The sequence below is a fragment of the Virgisporangium aliadipatigenens genome (assembly GCF_016863615.1).
Taxonomy (GTDB): Bacteria; Actinomycetota; Actinomycetes; order Mycobacteriales; family Micromonosporaceae; genus Virgisporangium; species Virgisporangium aliadipatigenens.
Genome location: NZ_BOPF01000002.1, coordinates 202,281 through 224,330 on the forward strand (window position 1 = coordinate 202,281; position 22,050 = coordinate 224,330).

Annotated in this window: 20 protein-coding genes; 11 read left to right on the forward strand and 9 right to left on the reverse strand. The window is 73.0% G+C overall.

The genetic code is table 11. From position 1 onward, the window contains the following. Positions 1-13 precede the first annotated feature (13 nt). Both Val02_RS01500 and Val02_RS01505 read right to left on the reverse strand, forming a co-directional pair. On the reverse strand, positions 14-2,431 hold the full coding sequence (locus tag Val02_RS01500; protein WP_203897002.1) for a hypothetical protein: 2,418 nt from the start codon (positions 2,429-2,431) through the stop codon (positions 14-16). 205 nt (positions 2,432-2,636) lie between these two features. Further along, positions 2,637-4,193, reverse strand: coding sequence for a CocE/NonD family hydrolase (locus Val02_RS01505; RefSeq protein ID WP_203897003.1), 1,557 nt, complete (start codon positions 4,191-4,193; stop codon positions 2,637-2,639). Positions 4,194-4,307: 114 nt separating this feature from the next. On the opposite strand from Val02_RS01505, the gene Val02_RS01510 reads away from it, so the two are divergent. Both Val02_RS01510 and Val02_RS01515 read left to right on the forward strand, forming a co-directional pair. Next, on the forward strand, positions 4,308-4,862 hold the full coding sequence (locus Val02_RS01510; protein ID WP_203897004.1) for a TetR/AcrR family transcriptional regulator: 555 nt from the start codon (positions 4,308-4,310) through the stop codon (positions 4,860-4,862). Next, positions 4,859-6,124 (forward strand): BNR repeat-containing protein, encoded by a 1,266-nt coding sequence (locus Val02_RS01515; protein WP_203897005.1) that lies wholly within the window; start codon positions 4,859-4,861, stop codon positions 6,122-6,124. Before Val02_RS01510 ends, Val02_RS01515 begins: the two co-directional genes overlap by 4 nt. 4 nt (positions 6,125-6,128) lie before the next feature. Here Val02_RS01515 and Val02_RS01520 read toward each other — a convergent pair whose 3' ends face one another. Together Val02_RS01520 and Val02_RS01525 are read right to left on the reverse strand one after the other, a co-directional pair. Then, positions 6,129-6,797, reverse strand: coding sequence for a DNA alkylation repair protein (locus tag Val02_RS01520; RefSeq protein WP_203897506.1), 669 nt, complete (start codon positions 6,795-6,797; stop codon positions 6,129-6,131). A 140-nt stretch (positions 6,798-6,937) separates the two neighbouring features. Next, positions 6,938-7,210, reverse strand: coding sequence for a hypothetical protein (locus Val02_RS01525; RefSeq protein ID WP_203897006.1), 273 nt, complete (start codon positions 7,208-7,210; stop codon positions 6,938-6,940). 17 nt (positions 7,211-7,227) lie between these two features. Here Val02_RS01525 and Val02_RS01530 point away from each other — a divergent pair, with 17 nt between their 5' ends. The 3 genes from Val02_RS01530 to Val02_RS01540 all read left to right on the forward strand — a co-directional run bounded on the left by Val02_RS01530 (position 7,228) and on the right by Val02_RS01540 (position 9,989). Beyond that, positions 7,228-8,109 carry a phosphotransferase family protein gene (locus tag Val02_RS01530; RefSeq protein ID WP_203897007.1) on the forward strand — a complete coding sequence of 294 codons (882 nt, stop codon included), beginning with the start codon at positions 7,228-7,230 and terminating at the stop codon, positions 8,107-8,109. Between the two features lie 87 nt (positions 8,110-8,196). Then, on the forward strand, positions 8,197-9,630 hold the full coding sequence (gnd, locus tag Val02_RS01535; RefSeq protein WP_203897008.1) for an NADP-dependent phosphogluconate dehydrogenase: 1,434 nt from the start codon (positions 8,197-8,199) through the stop codon (positions 9,628-9,630). Further along, the gene (locus Val02_RS01540; protein WP_308439977.1) at positions 9,594-9,989 is read left to right on the forward strand and encodes a DUF2203 domain-containing protein; all 396 of its coding nucleotides are present in this window, start codon (positions 9,594-9,596) and stop codon (positions 9,987-9,989) included. Before gnd ends, Val02_RS01540 begins: the two co-directional genes overlap by 37 nt. A gap of 42 nt (positions 9,990-10,031) precedes the next feature. On the opposite strand, the gene Val02_RS01545 is transcribed toward Val02_RS01540, so the two are convergent. Next, positions 10,032-10,478, reverse strand: coding sequence for a hypothetical protein (locus tag Val02_RS01545; RefSeq protein ID WP_203897009.1), 447 nt, complete (start codon positions 10,476-10,478; stop codon positions 10,032-10,034). A gap of 212 nt (positions 10,479-10,690) precedes the next feature. On the opposite strand from Val02_RS01545, the gene Val02_RS01550 reads away from it, so the two are divergent. Further along, positions 10,691-12,922: an AfsR/SARP family transcriptional regulator gene (locus Val02_RS01550; RefSeq protein ID WP_203897010.1), complete on the forward strand. Its 2,232-nt coding sequence runs from the start codon at positions 10,691-10,693 to the stop codon at positions 12,920-12,922. A gap of 1,024 nt (positions 12,923-13,946) precedes the next feature. On the opposite strand, the gene Val02_RS01555 is transcribed toward Val02_RS01550, so the two are convergent. Both Val02_RS01555 and Val02_RS01560 read right to left on the reverse strand, forming a co-directional pair. Further along, positions 13,947-14,972: a S66 peptidase family protein gene (locus Val02_RS01555; protein WP_239151407.1), complete on the reverse strand. Its 1,026-nt coding sequence runs from the start codon at positions 14,970-14,972 to the stop codon at positions 13,947-13,949. Positions 14,973-15,074: 102 nt separating this feature from the next. After that, positions 15,075-16,274: an amidohydrolase family protein gene (locus Val02_RS01560; protein WP_203897011.1), complete on the reverse strand. Its 1,200-nt coding sequence runs from the start codon at positions 16,272-16,274 to the stop codon at positions 15,075-15,077. Positions 16,275-16,328: 54 nt separating this feature from the next. On the opposite strand from Val02_RS01560, the gene Val02_RS01565 reads away from it, so the two are divergent. Further along, positions 16,329-16,895 (forward strand): TetR/AcrR family transcriptional regulator, encoded by a 567-nt coding sequence (locus Val02_RS01565; protein ID WP_203897012.1) that lies wholly within the window; start codon positions 16,329-16,331, stop codon positions 16,893-16,895. Beyond that, complete coding sequence (locus tag Val02_RS01570; RefSeq protein WP_203897013.1) at positions 16,892-17,587, forward strand: maleylpyruvate isomerase family mycothiol-dependent enzyme; 696 nt, start codon at positions 16,892-16,894, stop codon at positions 17,585-17,587. The genes Val02_RS01565 and Val02_RS01570 overlap by 4 nt, the downstream gene beginning before the upstream one ends. On the opposite strand, the gene Val02_RS01575 is transcribed toward Val02_RS01570, so the two are convergent. Beyond that, positions 17,499-18,842 carry a gluzincin family metallopeptidase gene (locus tag Val02_RS01575; RefSeq protein WP_203897014.1) on the reverse strand — a complete coding sequence of 448 codons (1,344 nt, stop codon included), beginning with the start codon at positions 18,840-18,842 and terminating at the stop codon, positions 17,499-17,501. The two genes, Val02_RS01570 and Val02_RS01575, sit on opposite strands and share 89 nt — an antisense overlap. Positions 18,843-18,981: 139 nt before the next feature. Here Val02_RS01575 and Val02_RS01580 point away from each other — a divergent pair, with 139 nt between their 5' ends. The 3 genes from Val02_RS01580 to Val02_RS01590 are packed head-to-tail and all read left to right on the forward strand — an operon-like array spanning position 18,982 to position 21,540. After that, positions 18,982-19,656 carry a response regulator gene (locus Val02_RS01580; RefSeq protein ID WP_203897509.1) on the forward strand — a complete coding sequence of 225 codons (675 nt, stop codon included), beginning with the start codon at positions 18,982-18,984 and terminating at the stop codon, positions 19,654-19,656. 13 nt (positions 19,657-19,669) lie between these two features. Next, on the forward strand, positions 19,670-21,067 hold the full coding sequence (locus tag Val02_RS01585) for an ATP-binding protein (RefSeq protein ID WP_203897015.1): 1,398 nt from the start codon (positions 19,670-19,672) through the stop codon (positions 21,065-21,067). Further along, positions 21,064-21,540 (forward strand): GerMN domain-containing protein, encoded by a 477-nt coding sequence (locus Val02_RS01590; protein ID WP_203897016.1) that lies wholly within the window; start codon positions 21,064-21,066, stop codon positions 21,538-21,540. Before Val02_RS01585 ends, Val02_RS01590 begins: the two co-directional genes overlap by 4 nt. 19 nt (positions 21,541-21,559) lie before the next feature. Here Val02_RS01590 and Val02_RS01595 read toward each other — a convergent pair whose 3' ends face one another. Next, positions 21,560-22,048 carry a glutathione peroxidase gene (locus Val02_RS01595; protein ID WP_203897017.1) on the reverse strand — a complete coding sequence of 163 codons (489 nt, stop codon included), beginning with the start codon at positions 22,046-22,048 and terminating at the stop codon, positions 21,560-21,562. Positions 22,049-22,050: the final 2 nt, after the last annotated feature.

Here is a 22,050-nt window from a genome sequence, read left to right on the forward strand (position 1 = left end):
TGGGTCGTCCCCGTCACGGGTTGCGGGGATCGCGGTAGGTGATCTCGAACGATCCCGTCACGTCGTCGGCCTCCACGATGACCGTGACCGGACCGCTCGGCACCGTGCAGTTGGACGTGTACTCCGCCAGCGCGGGATACGGGAACGTGCAGTACTTCGTCCCGGCCGCGTTGTAGACGGAGACCGTCGCCTTGCTCGCGCCGCGCAGCCGCTTGAACCCGATGGTCTGCATGCCGCTGTGTTGGTCCGCCGGGATCGTGTAGCAGGCGGCGAAGCGATCGGGGCGCGGGCCGAACAGCGCCCGGCCGGCCGCCCGGGTCAGCGTGGGGCAGCCCGAGGCGACGTCGAGGCGGGCGAACCCGATCGAGTACGTGCCGGTGCCGGTACCGGACCGCGGGGCGACCAGGGCGTAGAACGGCGCGGCACCGACCAGTTGGCAGGTGGTCTGGCGCAGTTGGTAGGAGTCGCACACGTAGGAGCCGTTGTTGTCGAACACGGTCACGATCGGCACCTCGCCACCGGTGGCACCGCTCGGCGTCAGCTGCACGAGCTTCGCTCCGGCCGGACCGGGCAGGCGCAGGCAGTCGACCTCACCGGCGACGGTGAAGCCGCCCCGGTGGGTGGTGTCCCGGTGCGCGGTGTCGGTGACCTCCGTGCACCCCGTCGGTGCGGCCTGGGGCAGCAGCACGGTGGCGTACCGGACGTCGTCCGCCACGACCGAGGTGCTCGTGTTGCCCTGGACCACCAGCATGTACCGGCCCGCTGCGGGGAGCGCGCAGGAGATGCTGATCGCGGGATAGCAGTTGAGGGCGCGGCCGGTGCGGTCGTACACCCTGGTCGACGCGAGGCCGTTGTCGTCCGGCCACATCGCGGCGATGTTGTAGCCGCCGGCCGCCGGGACGTCGAGGAAGCGGCAGCGGATGCCGCCGGCCGCACCGGCCGGGGCGGCGCCGTACGCGCCCGGCAGCACGACCGGGCAGCCCGCCGGGTCGGACAGGCGCCGCAACTGCAGGCTGTAATCCTGATCGCCGCTGGACAGCAGCCGATAGGTGCCGGTGGCCGGAACGACACACTCGAGCCCGGTGCCGGCCGCGTCGCAGACCGGTTTGCCGGCGCTGTCGAGTACAGCGGTCGTGGCGTACCCGTCGCCGGCGGAGGAGGAGTAGCGCGCGATGAGGTCGCCGGCGTTCGCCGCGAACGGGTGGCACGTGGTCTGCAGCTCGGAGGCCGGCTGGACGCGCAGGGTCGGGGTGTCCCAGGACGTTCCGGTGGGAGCGGCGCAGCCGGTGTCGCTGTGCGTGGCGACGACCGCCAGCCGGTAGGTGACGGGGGCGTTGCCGACCTCGTGGTTGGACACGATCAGGGTCTGCGCACCGGAACGCGGCACCGTGCAGAACGTGGTGATCGACGCGTAGCCGGTGCAGGTGCTCGTGCCCGCGTCGTCGTACAGCGCCCAGTCGAGATGCTGGCTGTTGGCGAGCCGAACGGCAGCCGCACCCGTCTCGAGTCCGGTGATCCGGTGGCAGGTGACGCGGGGTCGACGCACGGTCGCGGAGGCCGTCGCCGCGCCCGGGTCGCCGAACGGCGCCACGGCCAGGTCGGCGCATCCGGTCGGCTGCGTGATGCGGGGCATCCAGAGCGTGTGGTCGTTGGCGCCGCCGTAGTAGTCGTACAGGAAGAGCCGGTACGGCCCCGGTCGGGACAGGGCGCAGGTGCCGGTGTACCGCACGGTGCACACCGGTTCGTCGTCGGCGCCCCGGATCTGCCCCTGAACGTCGCCCGCGCCGCCCGGGGCGGCCAGGTGCAGCAGCGAGCCGGTCGGCTGGTCGAACCGGTAACAGACGGCCGCGATCCCGGCCGGCAGCGTGGCGGACAGGCCGTTGCCGGAGAAGCTGAACACGTCGGGGGTCAGCTCGGTGCAGGAGGAGGGGGTGCGCAACGACTCGACGCTCAACGAGTAGGCGCCGCCCTGCCAGCCCGGCTGCAGCGACACGACGATCGTGTACGTGCCGGCCGGGCCGAGGCGGCAGGTGGTGGCCCCGCGCAGGTAGCAGAGGTACTGCCCGTCCGGTGCGTACACCCCGGTGCTGATCAGGGTGTCCGTCAGGAACTGGGCGATGAGCGTGTCGCCGTCGAGTGTGGTGGTGAAGGAGTAGGTGTGTTGCTCGGTTGCCGTGGTGGAGCCGCACGTGACGACCGTGCCCAACGTCAGCGGCCCGCCGCACTGCGCCAACTGCACACCGGCGGGCACGAACGCGGCCGCGGGCACGGCGGCGGGAGCCGGCGCGTCGGCGGCGGGCCGGACGGCAGCGGCGGGCGCCGGTGCGGAAACCGTTGCGGCACCCGCGCTTCCGGGCGTGGTGAGCAGCGACAGAAGCAGTATTCCGGCCCCGAACAGGGCCGGGACCCGGAAACGGCGACGAGAGTTCACGCGATGTCCCCCAGATAACCGGCGGAGCACCGCGCGCCGCCCGGGGCACACTATCGCAGGTCGATCGACCGGATCCGATGCAATTTCCCACAACCATGAATGTCCACAGTGGACGGCAGTGTGATGCCGCCCGGATCACCCCGTTTGGCGCCCGCTCCGGCGCCCTGAAGGAAGGCGCCGGAGCGGGACCGGGGGAGGGGAGAGCCTATTTCAGCGGAACGTCCACATAGGACCCACCGGCCACCGTGACGCTGCCGCCCGGGGCGTTCTCGTCGTAGTAGAGCGGGTCGACGGTGTCCACGACGAGCGTGAGCGCGTGCCCGGCCGGAACGTCGTACGCCGTCGCCGAGAGCGCCACGTCCACCGAGGCGGTGGTGCCCAGCCAGGTCACCGGCGCGTGCGTGACGAGCCGGGCCGTCCCGAACAGGTCGAGGTCGTACAGGTACACCACGGCGGTGCCGCGCGCGGCGGCGTCGCGCAGTTCCAGGTGTACCCGTGGCACGCCGCGGATGCGCCGCACGGACAGCGGGCGCTCCCCGGCCCACACGCCGGCCCGCCAACGGTCGACGGTCGGCAGCCAGATCTTCGGCCGTTCACCGGTGAACGCGGCGACGCCGTTGGTCAGCAGCACCACGCCGCCGTTCGCCGTCGTGTCGAGGTCGGTCGGCAGCGCCTTGCTCCACCCGTTCGTGGGCGAACCGCCGAGCGGCCCGGTCCCGTCGAGCGCGCGGATCGCGCCGAGCCCCAGCCGTCGGGGCGTCCCGCCGAACGCGTTCCACGAGGCGTAGGACTCGGCGGCGGCGTTGTGCGGCACGGCCACCACCGGCGGCTCGCCCGCGATCCCCGTGTCCACCCCGGCCAGATACTGGTCGAACCACCGGTACAGCGAGGTCCAGGCGTCGTTCGGCAGCCCGAGGATGCCGGTGAACTCGGCGATCGCGTGGTCGCCCGGGCGCAGTTCCAGCCGCTTGGGCACGGTGAGGCGGTTGTACAGGTCGGCGAGCTGGTTCGGCGGGAAGAACGAGTCACCCCAGGCGTTCGCCACCAGGACGGCCGGCCGGTTGGCGTTCAGGGCGTCCACATAGGACGCTGCCGAACGCACCCGCGCCCACGCCTTGACCTCTTCGATGTTCGTGCCGGCGTTGAAGTCGGCGAGCCTGCCGTTCAGGTCGGGCCCCGGGTTGCCGAGCAGTTGCGCGGCGAGCGAGAGCAGCCCGGCGGACTGGCCGTGCCGGGTGTTGTCGCCGAAGAGCGAGTACACCAGGTCGGTCCAGCCGCTCATCATCGTGACGGCGCGGATGCGCGGGTCGTGCGCCGCGCCGAGCAGGCTGAGTCCGGCGCCGTAGGAGATGCCGGCGGCGCCGATCCGGGCCGGGTCGGTGGCCGTGTTGGCGATCGTCCAGTCGAGCACCTTCGACAGGTCCGCCATGTCCTTCGGGCCGGCCGTGTCGATCTCCCCGCCGCTGAACCACCACCCGCGCGGCGTGTACGACACCACCACGTAGCCGCGCCCGGCGAGCACCCGCGCCTGCGCCAGATACTCGAGGTCGTTGAGGCCCCAGCTCGACGGGAAGACGATCGCGGGGTAGCGACCGGCGGCCGACGGGGCGACGACGTTCGCCTTCAGGGTGACGCCGCTGCCGGCGATGTCGACGAAGCGCGGCCCGGTCGTGGGCAGCGCGGCGGCGGCCGGGGCGGCGGCGACCGGCGTCACGCAGGCCACGAGCACCGCGACGAGCGCTGTCCGAAGCAGTCTGACCATGGCGAACTCCTCGGCCGGGGGTGGCGGCAGCGTAGGAGGCGGTACCGAGAAATTGAAGGCGGTGACATTATCTTTACCGGCAGGTAACGTCGGTCGCTTTCCAGGAGCGTGGCCATGCTGTATGGGGCCCGGCCCGCGCGCCGCCGCGACGCCCAGCGCAACCGCGCCGCGATCGTCGAGGCCGCCGTCAAGGCGATGACCGGCCGCGCGTCCGTCGTGCCGATGCCCGAGATCGCGCGCCGCGCCGGGGTCGGCCAGGCGACGCTCTACCGGCACTTCCCGGACCGTCGCGCCCTCACCGCCGCGGTGGTTCACCATCATATGGAACGGCTCGAGCACCACGCGGCCCTCGTCGCCCCGCCGGCGTTCCGGGACCTGTTGCGGCAGGTGCTGTGCACGCTGGTGGTGATGCGCCCGCTGGTGCTGCTCGCGCAGCGCCTCGACGAGAGCACGCGGGAGCGGTACCAGCAGCGCGTGATCGCCGCGCTCTCCGGGCCGCTGCGCCGCGCCCAGGAGCACGGCCACGCCCGCCCGGGAGCGGTGCCGGCCGACCTGGCGCTGATGTTCCGGATGGTCCTGAGCGTGGCCGACGCGGCGGACGCGGAGCGCGCGATCGACCTCCTGATCGACGGCCTCTTCCCGGGGGGCGACGAGGCGGAGCCCCCATGATCCGATTGGCCGGCACCACGACGCTGACCACCGACGGCCGTACCGCGGTGAGCTACTCCGGCCTGATGAACGGTGAGTCGTTCCAGCAGGACGGCATCACGACCTTCGACGGCCGGCAGTACGCGGCGTTCTGGGACGAGGACGGCTACGTCAACATCTCCCGCCGCCGACTGCCCACCGGCGGGTGGCAGAACGTGCGCCTGACCGACTACCGCACCACGTCGACCGACTCGCACAACGTCGTCTGCTTCGGCATCTCGCCGCTGGACGGCACGATCCACCTGGCGTTCGACATGCACTCGGACATGCTGAAGTACCGGCGCTCCACGACCGGGCTGGCGACGGGCGGCGGGACCTGGGCGGCCGACAGCTTCGGTGCGGTGCGCAACGGCCTCGCCGGCACCGGCATGCCGACGGTGACGTACCCGCGGTTCTTCGCCGCGCCCGACGGCACGCTGCAACTGGCGATCCGCACGGGCGTCAGCGGCAACGGCGACGAGGTGCTCTACGAGTACCGCTCCGGCGCCTGGTCGTTCGTCGGGAGGTTCATCGACGGGACGACGTACGACAACAACGCGTACCTCTTCGGGATCGGGTACGACGCCGAGGGGCTGCTGCACGTCACGTGGACCGTGCGCGAGACGCCGAACGCCAGCACCAACCACGACATGTACTACGCGTACAGCCGCGACAAGGGCCGCACGTGGCGCGACAACGCGGGAACGGTGGTCGCCACGACGGGTTCCGCGCCGCTGGCGTCCGGCTCGACCGGCCTGCGCGTCTGGCCGAACGGCCCCGACCGCGGCCTGACGAACCAGGAGTCCCAGGTGGTCGACTCGTCGGGAGTGGTGCACGTGCTCTCGTCGCACCTGACCCCGGGCACGCCGAGCATCGCCGACTTCGACGTCGCGCGCGACAGCGCCGTTCTCGTGCACTACTGGCGGGACAACGCGTCCACGGTGTGGCACCAGCGCCACCTCGGCTGGACCGAGGGGCTGAGCCGCGGCGACATCGCGGTCGACGCGTTCGACAATCTGTATGTCGTCAGCGGCCACTCCGGCACGAACGTCCTGCAGATCGCGACCGCCTCGAAGGCCTCGGGGTGGAGCGACTGGACGGTCCGCAGCCGCTCGGCGGCGGCCTACATGTCCGACCCGCTCGTCGACCACGCCCGGCTCCGGACCGCGAACGTCCTGAGCATCTTCTGCCCGCGCACCGGCGGCAGCACGATCGAGGTCCAGGACTGGAGCACGACACCATGACGGGTCAGCCCTCCTGGCGGCGCACCATCTCGGTGATCCACGCGGGCGCGTACGGCGACGTGCAGCCCGAGGGAGTCGGGTAGTCCCGGAGCACCTGCAGCCGCTCGCCGATCCGCATCGCCCGGTCGCGATGAACGGCGTGCGCGATGCCGATCTGCGCCAGGCAGTGGTTCATCGCCCACTGGAGGCGTTCCGGCGCGTCCTTCATCTCCGCCTCGATCTGGTCGAGCAGCCCGGCGAGGTCGAGGCCGTCGGGCTTCTTGGCGACCCGTTCGACGGTCAGGGCCCAGCCGGCGCTCGCCACGGCCGGATCGGGATCGTGGAACCACGCCCGCCGCAGCTCCTCGGCGTGCGGGCTCTTCTTCACGACGTAGTTGACGAGCCAGTCCTGCACCTTGGGGGTGCGTGCGCCGCGCAGCATGGCGTCCAGCTCGTCGCGCCCGAACGCCTTCGGCCGGCAGATCAGCAGCGCCAGCAGCCGTGCCGCGCTGTCGTCCGTGCGCCACAGTTCGCGGGCGAGATCGTGCTGGGTCCTCAGCCGCTTGGCGATCGCCCGCAGGCCGCCGAGATTGACGCCGTGATCGTCGCCGTGCTTCGCGTTGACCTCGCGGACCCGCGGGTCCTCGAGCGTGGCGAGTTCGGCCAGCAGCCCGGCCGTCGTCGCTTCGGTCACCTCGGTCTCCTGTTCCTCGTGCCGCCGCCGCCTGCCGCGGGCCAGCTCGGTCGCCAGTGCGTCCAGCCGCTGGCCCCAGAACCGCCGGAGGTGCCGCAGCCCGTGCACCCCTGCACTATGTAAGTGCGAGCTTAATTAAGTCAAGTCTGAGTACTCGGCCGGTGGGCGAGGAAGAACTGGTGACCGCTGTCGTCCTCGGGGATGAACCGTTCGGCGTCGACGCTCAGGCCGGCGCCGGTGATCCAGTCGCGATAGGTGGCCGCGTCGGCGTGGCTCCACCACATGTCGGCGTCGCCGCCGAGCCAGCGTTCCTCGGTGCCGGTCCACGCCCGCGCGCCGGTGGTCGCCAGGAAGAGGCCGCCCGGCCGCAGCCAGCCGGCGACGCGCCGCCGGACGAGTTCGGTGTTGTCCACGGCCTATTGTCGACGCGGTGTCGCTTCCTTTTCCGGCCGACGTGCTGCCCGACGGCTGCGTCGTCACCGAGGTCGTGCCGCGCACCGGCGGTTCGCTGAACACGGTGCACGAGGTGCGCCTCGCCGGCGCCGACCCGCTGATCGTCAAGGTCTACTCCGCGGAGTGGCGCGCGAAGCAGGCCAAGGAGGTGTACGTCTACGGGTTGATGGCCGGCGTCGAGGGCGTGCCGCGGATCGTGCGGGTCGACCGGGAGCGCGCGGCGACGGTGCTCACGCTGCTGCCGGGCCGCCCGATGTGGGAACGCGCGCCGGAGCCCGACGCCGTGCGGGCCGCGTACCGGCGCATCGGGCGGTTCCTGGCGGCCCTGCACCGGATCGGCCTGCCCGCGTACGGCGAACTCACGACCGGGATCCAGGATCCGGTGCCGGACAACCTGACCTACATGCGGCGCCGGTTCGCCGGGCACCTGGACGGGTTCCGCGCGGCGGGGGGCCCGGCCGACCTGCACGACGCCGTCGCGCGGCGGGTGGCCGCCGACGAGCACCACTTCGCCGCCTGCGCCGGTGCGGTGCTGTGCCACAAGGACCTGCACGAGGGCAACGTGCTGGTCGACGACGCCGGCGCCGTCACCGGGTTCATCGACGTGGAGAACGCCGAGGCGGCCGACCCGATGACCGACCTGGCGAAGACGCTCCAGTTCGCCCTCGACGACTCCGGGGAGAAGCGGGCCGCCCTGCTCGACGGCTACGGCCCGCTGCCGCCGCACGGCGCCGAACGGATCGAGCTCTACCGGCTGTTCCACGCGGTCGAGCTGTGGACCTGGTACGCCTCGATCGGCCACACCACCCACCTGGCCGCACAGCTCGACACCCTGCGGGCGCTGACCGCGGGCCGCTGAGCGTGCCGTGCCGCACGTGATCACCGCCGCGGGAACCTAACCGGGGCGCGGCGACGTACCCTCTGTGACAAAGCAGGAGGGTAGGCAATGACGCAGAAAGCGCAGATAGGTGTCACCGGCCTCGCCGTGATGGGCCGCAACCTCGCCCGCAACTTCGCCCGCCACGGCCACACCGTCGCCGTGCACAACCGCAGTTACAGCCGCACCAAGGAACTCGTCGAGGAGTTCGGTCACGAGGGCACGTTCCTTCCCGCCGAGTCCGCCGAGGACTTCGTCGCCAGCCTCGAACGCCCGCGCCGCGTGGTCATCATGGTGAAGGCCGGTGCGCCGACCGACGCCGTCATCGACGAGTTCGCGCCGCTGCTCGAAGAAGGCGACATGCTCATCGACGCCGGCAACGCGCACTACGCCGACACCCGGCGGCGCGAAGCGGCGCTGCGCGAGCGCGGCCTGCACTTCGTCGGCACCGGCGTCTCCGGCGGCGAGGAGGGCGCCCTGCACGGCCCGAGCATCATGCCCGGCGGCTCCAAGGAGTCCTACGAGGCGCTCGGCCCGCTGCTGGAGGACATCTCCGCCAAGGTCGACGGCGTGCCGTGCTGCGTGCACGTCGGGCCGGACGGTGCCGGTCACTTCGTCAAGATGGTGCACAACGGCATCGAGTACGCCGACATGCAGCTCATCGCCGAGGCGTACGACCTGCTGCGCCGGGCCGGCGGGCACGAGCCGGCCGAGATCGCCGAGATCTTCCGCGGCTGGAACGAGGGCCGCCTCGGTTCCTACCTCATCGAGATCACGGCCGAGGTGCTGAGCCACGTCGACGCCGCGACCGGGAAGCCGTTCGTTGACGTCGTCGTGGACGCCGCCGAGCAGAAGGGCACCGGCCGCTGGACCGTGCAGTCGGCGCTCGACCTGGGGGTGCCGGTCAGCGGCATCGCCGAGGCCGTCTTCGCCCGCGCCCTCTCCGGCGGGACGGACGTGCGCAAGGCGGCCGTCGAGGCGGGCCTGCCCGGTCCCAGCCCCACCGGCGGCGAGGCCGACCTCAAGGACGCCGTGGAACAGGCCCTGTTCGCCTCGAAGATCGTCGCGTACGCGCAGGGGTTCCAGCAGATCCAGGCCGCCAGCGCCGAGTACGGGTGGGACATCGACCCGGGCGCCACGGCCCGCATCTGGCGCGCCGGCTGCATCATCCGCGCGAAGTTCCTGAACCACATCACCGAGGCGTACCAGCGCAACCCGCAGCTGCCGACGCTCCTGGTCGACGACTACTTCCTCGCGGCCGTCAGCGGGGCGCAGGACGCCTGGCGGCGGGTCGTGGCGCTGGCCGCGACGCAGGGCATCCCGGCGCCCGGGTTCTCCTCGGCGCTCGCCTACTACGACGGCCTGCGCGCCGAACGCCTCCCCGCCGCCCTGGTGCAGGGCCAGCGGGACTTCTTCGGGGCGCACACGTACGAGCGGGTGGACCGGGACGGCAAGTTCCACACGCTGTGGGCCGCCGAGGGCCGCGCCGAGGTCGCGTCCTGACCGGGGTTTTCTCTGTCGAGCAGGCGCGGGCGGAACTGCTCAGGCTCCGCCCGCTCCTCGACGAGATCGTCGTGGTGCGGGCAGACCTGGCCGAACTGACCGCGGCACTGGCATCCGACAACCCGTTCACGCCGCTCGGCGGCCTGCCCGAACGCAAGGCCGCCGAGGCACGCCTCGGCGAACTGCTGGCCGACGTGCGCGCGGCCGGGGTGCAGTTGAAGGGCGTGGCACCGCTGCTCGTGGACTTCCCGGCCGAGTTCGACGGGGTGCCGGTGCTGCTGTGCTGGCTGGAGGGCGACGCGGAACTGGCCTGGTACCACCGCGCCGACCTGGGCTTCGCCGGCCGCCGCCCGCTGTAGACCCGGCAGCCGGCCGCGCGGGACGGCTGCCGGGCGCGGTCGCTACAGGCAGTTGGTGACGCTGTAGTTGTGCGTGGGCGTGGCCGGGAAGTAGTTCGGCGTGATGGTCCACGTCTTGATCTCGCCGGGCCGGAAGGGGCTGCACGAGCCGACGTAGGTGAACGTGCCGCTGCCGTTGACGGCCTGGGAGTTCGGCGTGATCCAGACGGAGCTGCTCCCGCAGTTGTTGTAGTCGACGTAGATGGTGGTGCCCGCGCCGCCGGGCTGACGGATCGTGGTCCAGCAGTTGGCCCGGTCGGTGCCCGCACGGGACCGGACGGCGGTCGGCGGCGCCTCGCTTTGGTCCGCCGAGCCGGTGTAGGTGCCGGCCCCGGCACGGACGACATCCTGCGCCGGACCGCCGGCGCTGGCGCTGTTCCCGGAGAGCAGAACGGTGGCCGCCAACGCGACGGCGGCGACGGCGCCGAGGAACCGGGTCGGGTGTTTCATGTGCGTCTCCTTCATCGGGCGGCCATCGACGGCTGCGGCGGGTGCCGCACCGGCGTGACCGGCTCCGAGAACTGTGCGAGCGGGCGTTCCCCGGACGTCCTCGGATCTTCATCGGAGATCGACGTATCGAGCGATGTCGCCGTTCCGACACAGGCATTGACGGCTGTCGGTTAACGTCGCGGCAGGATGTCGGCGGTGCGGACGGGGGCGGGATGCACCTCGAATTCGGCGTACTCGGGCCGTTGCGGGTTCGCGCGGGCGGCGATCTGGTGGTCGCCGGTGAACGGCAACGCGTGGTGCTGGCCTTGCTGCTGGTCCGGGCGGACCAGGTGGTGACCTTCGCGGAGTTCGCCGAGGCGATCTGGGATGACGACCCGCCGGAGACGGCACGACGGCAGGTACAGAACGCCGTCTCGCAATTGCGGGCCATGTTGAAGCAACACGGCGTCTCGGCGATGTTGTCCGCAGTGCCGGGCGGCTACCGGCTGTGCCCCGGTTCGGACCGGCTCGACCTGATGCGCTTCGAGTCGCTGGTGTCGGCCGCTCAGGAACGGATGGCGGCGCATCGCCCGGACGAGGCCGCGGCTCTCCTGCGCGATGCCCTGTCGTTGTGGCGGGGACCCGCGTTGACCGGCCTGGACAGTGCGCTGCTGCACCGGCACGCCGTCCGCCTGGAGGAAATGCGACTGGCCGCCGTCGAGGACTGCGTGGAGCAGGAACTGGCCGCCGGTCAGCAGGTCGGACTGTTGCGTCAACTCCCGCTGTTGGTCGCGCAGCACCCGTTCCGGGAACGGTTGGCCGGCGTGCTCATGCTCGCCCTGTGTCGCGACGGTCGGCGGGCGGACGCGTTGGAGCTGTACCGGCAGGTGGCGGCACGGCTCTCCGACGAACTCGGCATCGGCCCCGGGCCGGCCCTGCGTCGCGTCTTGACGCAGGTGCTGCGCGCGGATCCGGTGCTCGACGCCGTTGCGCCGCCGGACCCGCCACCGGCCCGGCCGGTTCCGCCCACCCGTGCCGCCGCCGCGCTCGGCATGCTCGCGCCGCCGTTAAGGCGGCGGCGCGAGTGGGTCGGGGCGGCGATCGTGCGCGCGCAGGTGGTGGCGTTGGTGTTGTTGCTCGGCGGCGATCTGGGCGCGCCGGCGTACGAGCCCATGACCGGGCTGTTCAACATCGTCGTGGCGCCGATAGCGGTCGACGCACCGTCGGCAGCGGTGGCACTCACCGGCCGGCGGCTCGACGCGGCACTCCGGCAGTACCTGCGGGGCCTGGCGGACAGCGGCCCGACGGTCCGGGTGCGCACCGTCCCGGGCACGCGGGCCGTCGTCGACCGGCCGACGTCGCACTCGGTCGCGGTCGCCCGTCGGTACGCCGCCGATGTGGTGATCTCGGGCAGCGTGCAGGTCGACGGCGACGTGGCGGCGGTTCGCCTGCACGTGTACGTCAGCGACCGGACGCTGGCGGAGACCCCCGAACTCGTCGGACTGCACACGACGCGCACCGTCGAGCCGGTCGAGGCAGTGACCGGCAACTGGCAGCTCAACGAGGACCTGGTTGCGGCGCACGTGCACCGGTTGACCGGATTGGTCGCGCTCAGCCGGGGGCTCGGCGCCTACTCGCTGGAGGATTTCCCGGCCGCCGAGGCACAGCTGCGCACCGCCGAGGAGGCGTTCATCGCCGCCGACCGCGCGACCGGCACCCGGACGGCGGGGCGTGAGGCGCTGTATCTCATGCTGGGCAACGTCGTCGGGCGGGCCGACCGGACCAGGCTCGCCACGGCGGAGGAGTACTTCCGTCGTGCACTCGCCGAACGGCCCGACTACGCACGCGGCCGACTCGGCCTGGCCGAGGCGATCCGTGCGGGCGTGCCGTGCCGGCCGGGCGGTGACGGGCAGGAGCGCCTCAGCGAGGCGGCGCGGGCGTACGAGGCGGCGCTCGACGCCGACGGGGGTTCCGACGGCGAGGCACTGACGCGGATGAAACTGCACCTCGGGCTCGGCCTGGCACACCAGTGCGCGAGCATCGTCGGCGGAACGCCGCAATGGGCCTCCGCCCACGAGGAGTTCGCGCGGGCGATCCGGCTGCTCCCGGTGGTGCGGGGCTCCCCGGCGGGTATGCGACACGCGCTTCGACTTGCTGCCGAGGCCTGGGCGGGGCAGGCCCTGATCGCGCTCCAGACCGCGGACCAACCCGGACACACCGGCTTCGGGGGATATCCGGCGGCGGCCACGGGATACCGCGAGGCGATCGCCCTGCTCGACCGCATGCACGTGGACCGCCCCTCCGTTCTTGAACGGAAGCGGATCTTCCTGTGCAATCTGCGCGACGCGTACGCCCGCCTCGGCGACGTGGCGGGGCGCGACACGGTCGACGGCCACCTGACCGCGATGTCCTGCGGCGCCCCGGCCGTAGCGACCACCCCGTCGTGCTGCGGATCGACGCGGTGAACGCCGACGCGCTCCGTGGCCGGTTCCGGCGTGCCTCGGCGATGTTCGCGCTCGCCGTCGTCTCCGGGTGTCTCGCCTTCGCCGCCGGCCGTGCGACGTCGGGACCGGCGGCGACCGCACCCGGCACGCCGATGCCTGCGCCGTTCCCCGCGACGTCCGGTCACCTCCCGACGGCGTCGACACCGGCCGCCGCGTCATCCGAGGGCAGGCCGCCCGTCGGGACGACGGCCACGGGACCGGCGGCCGCCACCGGACCGGCGACGGCCGCGGGACCGACGCCTGGAAGCGGACCGGACCTGTCGAGGACGGCCTCGTCGCCTCCCGACGGCGTTGCCGCCCAGGCCGAGGTCTACCTCGGCGGCGAGGGCTTCTGCCTGGGAAGGATCGAACCGGGCGCGCCGCGCATCGTCGTGATGACGCCGTCCGATCGTTCCGGCGTCGTGGAGATCCCCGGCGTTCTGAACGCCTGCCTGCAGAACTTCGGCGAGGGCGTCGACGTGGAGGTCGAGTTCATTCCGGCCGCCGGTGGCTCCTTCAGCCGACATCTCCCGCCGCCCCGATCCCCGGACAACTACGGCGCATGGGTGCACCTGCCCGTCGGTATGCCCTTGGGCCCGTTGCGGATCGTCGCCCGTCAGGATGCCACCGTGGCCGAACTGTCGGTCACGCTCGCCCTGCCGAGCACACCGAGGTTGCTGCTCGTCAGGCCGCCGTTCCTCCATCTCGGGGCCGACCTCGATCTGTACCTCGGTGGCTTCCCGGCAGGCCGGCCGGCGACCCTGCATCTGTACGGGTCATCAGATCCCGGGCCGCTCCAGCCGTACCGCAGTTCGTTCGCCGTGTCGGTCGACGAACGTGGCCAGGCGCACGTGGTGATCGATACCCGTCCGGACGATCCGCCCGGCTGTTACGGGGTCGTCAGTCCGTCGGTCCGGGAGCCCGTCGGCGGCAATCTTCCGGCCCGTCCGGGATTCTGCCTCCCGGATCAGGCCCCGGCGGCTCCGACCGACCCGCCGAACGGCGGTCACGCCGCCGGCGCGCCCGCGGGAGGAGCGGTGCCCGGCTCGACGGTCAGTGTCCCCGACTCCGCGTCGAGGAACGCCGTCGTGCCCAGCGGCACCGTCAGCTGGCCGCTGCCGTGCCCGATCGGCAGCCCGCCGAGCACCGGCACGCCCAGATCCGCCACCCGGTCCCGGATGGAGGCCGTCGTGTCGGCGATCCAGCTGCGCCGCGCGTCCGGGTTGGCCCACCGGTACGCCCGCCGGGCCCAGTGCCCGCCGCTGAACTCCACCAGATGCCCGATCGCGATCCCGGCCAGCCGGTCCAGGGCACCGATGCGGCGCAGGTGGGTGAGCATGCTGTCGTAGTTGGCGGGCGCCTCGCCGACGTCCTCGAACATGAGGATCGCCCCGTCGAGGTCGGGAAAGTCGGGGGTGCCGATCGCGGCGGTGAGCATGTACAGGTTGCCGCCGACGAGCCGGCCGGTGGCGCGGCCCGGCACCCGGATCTCCGCGCTCGGTTCGGCCGGGTCGCTGTGCAGCACGATCGGCTCGCCGGTCATCAGGCAGCGGCGCAGCGACTCGACGCACTCCGGGCCGAGCCGGCCGTCGCCCCACACCATGACCGGTCCGTAGAACGTCGCCAGCCGGTGCTCCCGCCACAGCCGGTGGTGCAGGGCGGTGATGTCGCTGAATCCCATGAAAACCCTGGGGTCGGCCGCGAGCGCGGACAGGTCCAGCCGGTCCACGATGCGCTGCGTGCCGTAGCCGCCGGCGGCCGCGAAGACGCCGCGGATCCCGGGGTCGCGCAGGGCGGCGTCGAGGTCGGCGAGGCGTTCGTCGTCGGTGCCGGCGAGGTAGCCGTTGTGCTTGTGCACGTGGGCGCCGACCTCGACCTCGAGCCCGAACCCGCGCAGGAGTTCGATGCCGCGGTTGAGGCGTTCGTCCACGGGGCCGGCCGGGGCGACGATGCGCACGCGGTCACCGGGTCGCAACGCCTGGGGACGCAGGACCTGCACGGGTTGCGACGGAGCCAGTCCGGGGCCGTGCACGTGTCGGTCCTCCTACCAGTCGATGACATGCCAAATGCCGAAAAACACTCTCCTATCGCCGGCCGGGCGTCAACTTGTGACGATGCGACAAACGTCATCCTGTTAGACGTTCGACCGAGGGGTCCCGGTGACACGTCCACGGGAGACGACCGCGCGGACGGCGCGCACGGCGGAGATCTCGGTGGTCGGATCGCCCTCGACGATGAGCAGGTCGGCGTCGAGCCCGGCGCGGAGGCGGCCGGTGCGCCCGGCGAGCCCGCAGGCGTCCGCGGCGCGTCCCGTGGCGGAGGCGAGGGCGTCCACTGTGGACACTCCGGCGGCGGCCAGCTCGACGACGGCGCGGGGCAGGTTGCCGTGCGCCTTGACCGGGTTGATGCCGGAGTCCGCGCCGCTGATCAGGGTGACGCCGTGCCGGTGCAGGATGCCGACGTTGGCGATCAGGTTGTCGACGGTGAGGCCGTGGCGGGCGACCGTCTCGGCGACCGCGGGCGGCAGCGGCGGCATGCGGCTCAGGTCGTGCCCGAGCGTGGGACAGACCGCGATGCCGGCGGCGGCGATCGCGTCGGCGACCTCGGGCGGGGCGCCGTGCCCGTGCGCGCCGATGCAGCTGCAGTGCTCGATGCCGTCCACTCCGGCGGCGAGGCACTGCTGCACGGCGGCGAGCGCGTGCGCGTGGGCGGTCACCGGCAGCCCGTGCCGGTGCGCCTCGTCGACCACGGCCCGCACCTCGTCGAGGGTGAACTGGCAGGCCCCCACGTCGGACGACGGCGTCATCATGCCGCCGCTGGTCATGAGCTTGACGAGGTCGGCGCCGCGTTCGGCGCGCTCGCGGACGGCGGCCCGCAGCGCCGCGACGCCGGCGACCGCTCCGCCGAGGTCCGCGCAGTGCCCGCCGAGGCTGGTGATCGGTGGCCCGGACGCGACCACCGTCGGTCCGTCCGGCCGGTCGCGGTGCCGGTCCACGACCGCCCACCGGTAGTCACCGAGGTCGCGGACCGCCGTCACGCCGGCTTCGAGCTGTCGGTCGAACGCCGTGCGCACCGCCGCGTCGATCTCGTCGTCGCCGATGTGCGGCAGCCGGTCGAGCGCGTCCATGGCGTCGTTGCCGCACAGGTGGGTGTGCGCGTCGATGAGCCCCGGCAGGAGGGTGGTGCCCGGGAGGTAGGTCACGGCGCAGTCGTGCGGGGCGGGCGGGTGGCCCTCCTGGACGGCCACGATCCTTCCGTCGTCCACCAGGACCAGGGCGCCCGAGCTCAGCACCCGCTCCCCGTCGAAAGCGCGATCCGCGCGGTATGCGTACACCCCGAAATGCTACTACGCCTGTTGTCTTTCGAACTACGGGTGTAGTCTGCCGGCATGGGACGACGCGAAGACCTGCTCGACGCGGCCATCACCGTGCTCGGCGAGCGGGGCATGCGCGCGCTCACGCACCGGGCCGTCGACGCCGCCGCGGGACTGCCGGCCGGTTCGACATCCAACCTCTTCCGGACCCGGGAGGCGCTGCTCAGCGGCGTCATCGACCGCTTCGCCGCCCGCGAACGCGCCAACTGGGAAGAGACCGCCCTGCGCAGCACGCCCACGACGCCGGCGGAGCTGGCGGCGGCGATGACGGCGTTCGCGCACGAGGCGACCGGGCGGCACCGGACGCTGACCCTGGCGAGGTACGCGATCCTCGTGGAGTCCGGCATCCAGCCGTCCCTGCGGGCACAGCTGCTGGCCACCGGCGCCGGCGTCAACGAGTGGTTCGTCAACTGGCTGCGGGTGGCCGGCTCGACCGATCCGCGGCGGCACGCGCCCCAGCTGATGAACCACTGGACCGGCCTGGTCCTGCACGAACTGGCGATCCCGGACCCGACGTTCGACCCGTCGGCCCAGATCCTGGCGCTCGTCACCAGCGTCCTGAGGGATGGAGTGAGGACATGACCGACCACTGGAGCACCGTCGACCAGCAGCGCACCGCCGTGGCGGACCTGCTCGACGGGCTCTCCGACGCCGAGTGGGCGCACCCGTCGCTCTGTCCGATGTGGACGGTCCGCGACGTGGCCGCCCACCTGACCCTCCAGGAACTGGGCCTGCGTGACCTGCCGGCGCTGCTGCGCTCCGTGCGGGGGAGCCTGGACCGCACCACCGCGCACATGGCCCGCCGCCGCGCCGCGGCCCTGCCGCCCGAACGCCTCGTCGCCGCGATCCGCGCCACCGTCGGCTCGCGCCGGCACAACCTCGGCGTGACCCCGATGGAGACGCTCATCGACATCCTGGTGCACACCCAGGACATCGCGATCCCGTTGGGGCGCCACGTCGACATGCCGCCGGAGGCGTGCGCGGCGGCGGCCGACCGGATGCTGTCGATGCGCTGGCCGCCGCCGCCCCCGTCGGTGCGCCGCATGGCGGGCTTCCGTCTGGTGGCGACGGACTGCTCCTGGACGGCCGGCGTCGGACCGGAGGTGCGCGGGCCGATGGGCGCGCTGCTGCTGGTCTGCGCCGGCCGGTACGCGGCGCTCGACCGGGTCAGCGGCGCCGGTGCGGTCAGCCTCGGCGCAGACCCGGCACCGGCCGCAGATACTCCTCCGCCGGCACCCCCGCAGCACGGAACCACGCCGCGAGGAAGCCGCTGAGGTCGCGGCCCACCACCCGCTGCGCGAACGCCTCGAACATCGGCCAGTCCGCGTAACCGGCGCGGTGTTCGCGGGGCCACTGTGCGAGCAGCCGGCCGAACGCCGCCTCGCCGACGTAGCGGCGCAACGCGTGCAGGGCGAGCGGGCCCTTGCCGTACATGCCGATCCCGGGTGCCGTCCCGGGGCGGTACAGCTCCTGCCAGAAGCCGGCGTCGTCCTTCTTCTCCTCGACCTGCGAACGGTAGCGGGCGTCGAGATCCGCGCCGTCCTTCGCCTCGTTCCACAGCCAGGTGGCGTAGACGGCGAAGCACTCGGCGAGGCACGCGTCCGCCGGCCCGTTCGCCGCGGCCGAGACGCCGTACCACTGGTGTGCCTGTTCGTGGACGACGGCGTCGAGCGTCATGAAGCGCGCGTTGCCGGCGCCGAGGTACACCGGGCGGGTCTGCGGCGCCGTCGCCGGCCCGTCGTCGTTGACGTGCGTGAAGACGTTCCCGGCGGCGCGGAACGGATACCGGCCGAAGCGGCCGGCGAGGAAGTCCAGGATCTCCGGCAGCCGGTGCGCCAGCGGCGCCGTCGCCTCCCGCAGCCCGGGCGCGTAGGCGTCGACCACCGGCGTGCCGTCGGCCAGGGTCGAACGCTCGAACGCGAACCGGTCGACGGAGACGGCGAGGTGCGCCGGGTCGACGTTCGGCTCCGACCAGCGGAAGACGGCCGCCGTCGCCCCCTGCGGGACCGGCTCCTCGCGACCCACCGACACGACGCCCCAGCCGGGCGGGACGGTGGCCGTCAGCCGGAAGTCGGCCCGGTCGTGGGCGTCCTCGTGCGCCGGGAACCACGCACCGGAACTGCCCTGGAACGCGGTCGCCCCGCCGGAGACGGTGGGCAGCCAGCCGGCGCCGGGCGTGCCCTCGTACTCGACCCGCACGCGCAGCGGCGCACCGGGCGCGAGCGGACGGGCCGGCACGATCACGAGTTCCTCCGCACCCTCCCGCGCGAACGTCGCCGGCTTCGCGTTCACCGTGACCGCACGGACCGCCGGCCCGCTCAGATGCAGCGCGAAGCGGTCGAGCCGGGCGATCGCCGTGGCGTCGACGACCGCGACGGCGCGCAGCGTGCCGCTCTCCGGCCGGTACGTCATCGCGATGTCGTACGCGCCCACGTCGAACGCGCCACCGCCGGCCGGCTCGTCGGCGCCGAAACTCGTTCCCACGCCGAACGCCGCAGCGCTCAGCACGGTCGCCGCGACGAACAGCACGCGGCGCCTTCTCCGATGAGATCCCATGACCGGCAAGGCTGCGCCGGCACCGTCCCGGGCGCGCACGCCTGATGTCCCGATCCTGTCGCAGCCCGCCCACGCCCACGGCACACCCCCCGAACATCCGCATACTGGGCGGATGGTGTCGATCCTGCTGATCGAAGACGATCCGCTGCTGCGGCGCGGACTCCACCTCGCCCTGGGCAGGCACGGTCACCAGGTGCGCACCGCCGACACCGGCGAGGAGGGCCTCCGCGAACTCCGCACCGCGGCGCCCGATCTCGTGGTGGTCGACGTGATGCTGCCCGGTATCGACGGGATCGAGGTGTGCCGGCGCGTCCGTTCGGCCGGCGAGGTTCCGGTGATCATGCTGACCGCGCGCGGCGACGACCTCGACATCGTGGCGGGGCTGGAGGCGGGGGCGGACGACTACGTCGTCAAACCGGCCCGGCCGACCGTGCTCGACGCGCGCATCCGCGCCGTGCTGCGCCGCGGCTCCGGCCCACCGGACGGCGTACGGGTGCACGGCGACCTGCGGGTCGACACGGCGGCGCTGACCGTGACGCGGTGCGGCGTGCCGGTGCCGCTGACCGCGACCGAGCTGCGGCTGCTGCTCACCATCTCCCGCGCCCCGGGCCGGGTGTGGAGCCGGCAGCAGCTGCTGGAGGACGTGTGGGAACACGACTATCTCGGCGACTCGCGGCTGGTGGACAACTGCGTGCAGCGGCTGCGGGCCAAGGTGGAGGCCGATCCGGCCGCGCCGCGGTACGTGCAGACGGTGCGCGGGTTCGGCTACCGGTTCGGCCCGCTGTGACGCGAGGGCGGGTATGAGGTGGGGGCTGCGGTTCCGGCTGCTGCTGGCGTTCGTGTCGGTGACGCTGCTGGCCGTCGCCGTCACCGCCTGGTCCAGCGCCCGGTCGGCGAGCGCGGCCCTGGTCGAGGCGACCGAGCGGCAGCTCACCGGCGTCGTGGCCGAACGGATCGGCGCCGTCGCCCCGCAGCTGTCCTACCCGCCGGACCAGGAGAGCCTGGACCGGCTGCGATCGGCGGTCGGACCGGAGACGGTGGTGACCTACGGGCAGCTGTCGTCCGTGGGCGGCGACCGCACCGGCCTCGTCACCGGGGCGCTGCGCGACGCCGTGCGCACCCGCGGGCGGCTGGTCGCGCAGCGGATCGTCGCCGCCGGCCGGCCGTGGCTGCTGGTCGGGACGCCGGTCGTGGTCACCGCGCCGGACGGCGGGCGCAGCCCGTCGGGCATCGAGGTCTACTCGGTGTTCCCGCTGGCCGAGGTCGAACGGCAGGTCGACGGGCTGGGCCGGGTGGCGGTCGGCACCGCCGCGCCGGCCGTGCCGCTGGCCGTTCTTCTTGCGGTGCTGGCGGCGAACAGCGTGCTACGTCCGGTGCGCCGGCTGCGCGACACCGCCCGGCGGCTGGCCGCGGGAGACCTCGACGCCAGGTCCACCCCGCGGGGCGCCGACGAACTGACGGAGCTGACCGTCACGCTCAACCGGATGGCCGGTTCCCTGCAGGCCTCGATGGAGGAACTGCGGCGGATGCAGGCCGACGCGCGCCGGTTCACCGCCGACGTGTCGCACGAACTGCGCACGCCGTTGAGCACGCTGACGGCGGTCGTGGAGGTGCTCGCGTCCGCGGCCGACGGGATGGCACCCGACGCCCGCGAGTCCGCCGAACTGGCGATCACCGAGGTGCACCGGCTCGTGCGGCTCGTGGAGGACCTGATGGAGGTGTCCCGGTTCGACGCCGGGACCGCCCGGCCACGGGTCGAGGAGGTCGACGTCGCCGACGCCGTGCGCGAGTGCCTGCGCGCGCGGGGCTGGTCGGACCGGGTCGAACTCGTCGCGGCGCAGGGCGTTCGGGTGCCGGTGGACCGCCGGCGGCTGGACGTCGTCGTGGCGAACCTGGTCGGCAACGCCCTGCGCCACGGGGCGCCTCCCGTGCGCGTCACCGTGTCGGCGGCGGCACGGCAGGTGCGGGTCGAGGTGACCGACGGCGGGCCGGGTCTGCCCGATGCGGTGCTGCCGCACGTGTTCGACCGCTTCTACAAGCACGACGCCGCCCGGACCCGCACCCCGGGCAGCGGGCTCGGCCTCGCGATCGCCCGGGAGAACGCCCGCCTGCACGGCGGCGACATCACCGCCGCGAACGCCGCCGGTGGCGGTGCCCGGTTCACGCTGCGACTGCCCCGCGACCCGGAGGACGGATGAGACGGATCTGTTGCGCGGTGCTGATGTTCCTGCTCGCCGGCTGCGGCGTGCGGCCCTCCGGCGTCCACGAACGCGGCGAGGCGCCGACCGGCGTGGCACCGGCCGTGACCCTGTACTTCGTCGACGCGCAGAACCGCCTCGCCGCGCAGTCCCGGCGGACCGGCCGACTGGGCACCATCGCCGAGGCGCTCTCCCTGCTGCTGGAGGGGCCCGGCGGCCGCGACGGCCTGTCCACGCGTATCCCGCCCGGGCAGCCGACCCGGGTCGTGGTCGACACCCGGCCCGGCCTGATCGTGCTGCGCGTGCCGCTGGCCGCTTACGAGGTCGCGCCGCTGGGCGTCGACCAGATCGTGTGCACCGCGCTCGGCGTGTGGATCCAGAGCGGCGGCGCGCCGGACGCGCGCGTGCGGGTGTCGTTCACGCTGCCGACGCCGGAGTCGGACGCGTGGCGCACCTGCCCGGTGCTCCCGTGAGGCCCTCCACAGTGGACGGTCAGGCCGGCAGGGCGGACTCCACGGCAGCGCGCAGCCCCTCGTCCTCCGGCTGCACCCGGTGCCCGAACCGCGCCGTGATCTCCCCACCGGGCGCCACGACGAACTTCTCGAAGTTCCACCGGATGTCACCGCTGTGGCCGGTGGCGTCCGCGACCCCGACCAGCCGGTCGTAGAGCGGGTGCCGTCCCTCGCCGTTGACGTCCACCTTCTCCGTCATGGGGAACGTCACCCCGTACGTCGTCGAACAGAACTCGGCGATCTCCTCGCTGCTCCCCGGCTCCTGCCCGCCGAACTGGTTGCACGGCACGCCGAGCACGGTCAGCCCCCGCTCGCCGAACTCCTTCTGCAGCGCCTCCAGGCCGAAGTACTGCGGCGTCTGCCCGCAGCGGGAGGCGACGTTGACGATCAGCAGCGCGCGGTCGCGGAACCCGTCCAGCGCCAGCGGCTTGCCCTGCAGGTCGTGGATCGCCACGTCGTAAATGGTCACCG

Coding starts and splice junctions, on each gene's coding strand:
- Val02_RS01585 (WP_203897015.1), top strand. CDS start 19,670: ATGAGGTGGGGGCTGCGGTTCCGGCTGCTGCTGGCGTTCGTGTCGGTG.
- Val02_RS01505 (WP_203897003.1), bottom strand. CDS start 4,193: ATGGTCAGACTGCTTCGGACAGCGCTCGTCGCGGTGCTCGTGGCCTGC.
- Val02_RS01510 (WP_203897004.1), top strand. CDS start 4,308: ATGCTGTATGGGGCCCGGCCCGCGCGCCGCCGCGACGCCCAGCGCAAC.
- Val02_RS01545 (WP_203897009.1), bottom strand. CDS start 10,478: ATGAAACACCCGACCCGGTTCCTCGGCGCCGTCGCCGCCGTCGCGTTG.
- Val02_RS01580 (WP_203897509.1), top strand. CDS start 18,982: ATGGTGTCGATCCTGCTGATCGAAGACGATCCGCTGCTGCGGCGCGGA.
- Val02_RS01565 (WP_203897012.1), top strand. CDS start 16,329: ATGGGACGACGCGAAGACCTGCTCGACGCGGCCATCACCGTGCTCGGC.
- Val02_RS01515 (WP_203897005.1), top strand. CDS start 4,859: ATGATCCGATTGGCCGGCACCACGACGCTGACCACCGACGGCCGTACC.
- Val02_RS01570 (WP_203897013.1), top strand. CDS start 16,892: ATGACCGACCACTGGAGCACCGTCGACCAGCAGCGCACCGCCGTGGCG.
- Val02_RS01590 (WP_203897016.1), top strand. CDS start 21,064: ATGAGACGGATCTGTTGCGCGGTGCTGATGTTCCTGCTCGCCGGCTGC.
- Val02_RS01550 (WP_203897010.1), top strand. CDS start 10,691: ATGCACCTCGAATTCGGCGTACTCGGGCCGTTGCGGGTTCGCGCGGGC.
- gnd (WP_203897008.1), top strand. CDS start 8,197: ATGACGCAGAAAGCGCAGATAGGTGTCACCGGCCTCGCCGTGATGGGC.